General features: G+C 42.4%; 3 protein-coding genes. 1 reads left to right on the forward strand and 2 read right to left on the reverse strand.

What is annotated here, in order from left to right:
* A partial coding sequence (locus F6K20_RS28775; RefSeq protein ID WP_287296955.1) for a contractile injection system tape measure protein occupies positions 1–724 on the forward strand: 724 nt, incomplete at its 5' end.
* A gap of 289 nt (positions 725–1,013) precedes the next feature.
* Here F6K20_RS28775 and F6K20_RS28780 read toward each other — a convergent pair.
* The gene (locus F6K20_RS28780; RefSeq protein WP_071102553.1) at positions 1,014–2,354 is read right to left on the reverse strand and encodes a TldD/PmbA family protein; all 1,341 of its coding nucleotides are present in this window, start codon (positions 2,352–2,354) and stop codon (positions 1,014–1,016) included.
* 220 nt (positions 2,355–2,574) lie between these two features.
* On the reverse strand, positions 2,575–3,706 hold a 1,132-nt coding region (locus tag F6K20_RS28785; protein WP_287296957.1), incomplete at its 5' end, for a TldD/PmbA family protein.

Here is a 3,706-nt window from a genome sequence, read left to right on the forward strand (position 1 = left end):
TCAGATATTACCCCAACATAAACAGCAAATTAATCAACTTAAGACTGAAATAGAAGTATTACTAAATGAAATCAATAATTCTGCCCGAGTCCAAAGGTCATCAGACCTGATTACACGCTTCAAACAACTACAGAAAAGTTGTCAAACTCTTAAACTCAACATCCAACAAGAACTCAAGTCCGAGCAAACCAGATTTCCAGATGTTGTCAATACTTTTAGTGACTCTGATGAAATCTACATTTACAATGCAGGATTAATTTTACTATGGCCATTTCTGAATCGCTTCTTTGTCAAAATAGGATTGGTACAAGATAAGATTTTTATTAATACCATATCTGCTGAACGAGCAGCCCTTTTACTCCAGTATTTAGTTGATAACTCAACAGAAATACCAGAACATAGTTTACCTCTTAATAAAATACTATGCGGTATAGATTTATTAGAACCTATAGACACCAATTTAGAAATCACCGCACAAGAACGAGAAGAATGTGAAAACTTGCTATCTGCTGTGATTCAAAATTGGTCTATTTTGAAAAATACATCAATAGAAGGATTTAGAACAGCTTTTTTGCAGAGAAACGGTATTGTGAGAATTCGTGATGGTAGTTGGCTGCTACAGGTTGAACGTGAAACTTACGATATTTTACTAGATAGAATTCCTTGGAGCATACGAGTTGTCAAGCTGCCGTGGATGGATAATATTTTATATGTAGAGTGGTAAGCTGTAGGGAACAGGGAACAGGGAACAGGGAACAGGTAATAGGTAATAGGTAATAGGTAATAACCAATTTAAATGGATATCAGTTTAGCCTGGTAGTTAATATCAAAAAAATTAGCATTCAGCTGATAGTTGAATGCTAAAAAATATTACTAAATTTTACTTTTTACCAATCAACCTTCAACCTTCAACCTCTTAACCTTCAACCTCTTAACCTTCAACCTCTTAACCTTCAACCTTAAACCTTGGCCAAAAGGCCACGCTACGCGAACAACCTTTTAACATTAAACCCTCAATCCCCAGTAATGGACAAACCATCAACCCAGATTTTTGGACAGACTCCACCAGAGGTCAACTCAGGCTCTTTTTCCACATAAATAATCGATTTCAGTAGTTCCCGAAAATCTCCGGCTACCGTTGCGGAATCAATACTAGTTAATTCTCCCTTATTCACCATCCAACCATCAAAGGGTAGAGAAAAGGAACCTTCGAGTGCTTTAACTCCCGCATGAAGCGCATTCACCTCATCAATCCAAATCACATTTTCGGCTTGGTCTAAACTGTACTCTTGTTCAGCAGATTGACCAGGAAAAACATGATAGAAATTAGGACTAACTGTAACTTTTGCCCCAATATTGGCATGACCTGTTGGTTGACCATTCAGGCGTTTCGCGGTGCCAGCACTGTGCAGAAAACTGCTTAACACCCCTTCTGTAATTATCGGTACTCGACGAGTAGGTGTTCCTTCTCCATCAAAATAGACTGGTGCCACATTCTCTGGATGTAGCTCATCATCACAGACAGAAAGCAGAGGAGAAGCAATTTGAGTACCTAGAGACTCTGGAGTCGAGAGGCTTTGCTTGTCTAGAATATTCTGAGCATTAAATAAATTAGAAAAAGCATTCAGTAAACTTAGGAAAGCTTCGGGAGAGAACACTACCCGATATTTTCCGGACTTAACTTTCTCATAGTTCAAGTGACTGATGGTTTTCTCAGCAGCTTCTTTCAGACAAGTCTGAATATCCAGAGTTTCTAACCCTTTACTAATCTTATAGGCACCAGCACTACGGGGCTTTTTCCCTTCTTCCTCAGTTTTGGTATAAAGATAAATGGAAGCAGAGGAACTAGCTTGCTGGCGCAATGCCCCATCACTATTGAGATAAAAGCGCTCAACATCCCGTTGAGATAGTCCATTGTAAGGAACTCCGGCAATAGCCGAGTGAGCTTCCAGTAACTTTTTCTCTGAATCCAGTAGGGTTTCTACTAATTTAGATACTGGCTGTTGAGGCACTTGATTATTGGGAATCTCTGGAATCGATACTGTTGATTCAGGGCTAAAGTCTGGGGCGTTTTCTTTCACCCCAAAACTACTCGCCTCATAAGCGGTTTTTAAGGCTAGTTCCAACCCAGTTGGGTTTGTATCGGTAGTTGAAGTAATGCCTACTTTCTGGTCTTGATTCCAAACCCGTACAGTTACACCAGAGCGATTAGATGCCTCAACCTGTTTTGGCTCACCCTGGTCTACTTGAACACCAGCTTCATCCACTGCAGAGCCATAAATATCGAATTTTTCAATTCCCAGGCGTTTTGCGATCGCATTCGCCGAATCAGCTATCTCATTAATCTTGGTCATCTTATCTTAGATTGTGAATGTTGGGTTAACAAAAAAAAGAGGCATGATATCAAATCCGGTTAATCACGTCGGATGTAAGCATTCAGCTATCAGCATTCAGCTATCAGCTAATGCGCTACGCGCACGCTACTTGAGGTGCTATTAGCTGAATGCTTACGATTAGTCTTTAACCGGAGATGATCGGATAACACTAGTCCCAAAGCCTGGCTGCTGGGGTAACTTACCGTCCACCAACCGTAATCGAATCTACCTTGATATGAGGTTGACCGACGGTGACATAAACACTGCCGCTAATGGAACCACAGAAACCAGCGGCTAATCCTAAGTCTTTGGAACACATGGAAATTTTATTCATAATTTCCTTAGCTTCCCCAATCAGAATTGCCCCTTTCAGCGGTTTAGTGAGTTTGCCATTTTCAATCAAATAGGCTTCATCGACACCAAAGTTAAATTCCCCAGTAGCACCAACACTACCACCGCCCATCCGCTTGCAGTAAATGCCTTTATCGATAGAACCAAATAAATCCTCTACCTCGTAATCACCAGGAGCGATGTAGGTATTGCGCATCCGTGAAGCAGCAGCATAGGCATAATTCTGACGGCGTCCACTACCTGTTCTGGGGTGTCCAGTGAGTTGAGACCCTGCCCGGTCGGCGATAAAATTCTTCAGTATGCCATTTTCAATCAACAGAGTTCTTTGGGCTGGCATGCCCTCATCATCCATATCAATAGTTCCAAAGGCATTGTCAGATAACCCTTCATCCCAAGCGGTAAGGCTTTCGTTAGCAATCTTCTCGCCTTTTTTGTCAGCAAACGGAGTAGTTTTCCGCTCAATCTGGGTCGTTTCCAACAGGTGTCCACAGGCTTCATGGAAAATTACCCCACCAAAGGAATTGGCCATGATAATGGGGTAAGTACCAGACTCTACGTAATCCGCATAGAGCATCTTACCAGCGGATTCAGCAACTTCCTCGGCAGTACCATTATAATCCCAGGCTCTTAGAAACTCTGGGTTACCGGTACTACCAGCACGCTTGCCAATCGAAGAGCGATGGTCGCCATCAGCACATAGTAGGTTATATCCGACAGACTGAGTTAAACGAATATCTCTGGCAAAGGTACCATCACTAGCTGCCACCAGAACTTCCTGCCAATCCCGGAAATAAACAGCCCGTCGGGATTGGACATGGCTAGCCTTGCGCTGGAGTGCCCCATTGGCATCCAGGAGTACTTCTCCCATTTCTGCCATCGAACTGCAACCGGATAGCCAAGTGTCTTTGCCCTTAGCAGTAGCGTAATCCCGCAACAGTTCCAGGTTAGTTTCTGGGATAAAGGCATTAGGGGTAGGTAAT

This window comes from Moorena sp. SIO2C4 (assembly GCF_010672485.1).
Lineage (GTDB): Bacteria > Cyanobacteriota > Cyanobacteriia > Cyanobacteriales > Coleofasciculaceae > Moorena > Moorena producens.

Excerpts from the sequence above, each read along its gene's own strand:
- F6K20_RS28780 (WP_071102553.1), bottom strand. The coding sequence starts at position 2,354 with ATGACCAAGATTAATGAGATAGCTGATTCGGCGAATGCGATCGCAAAA.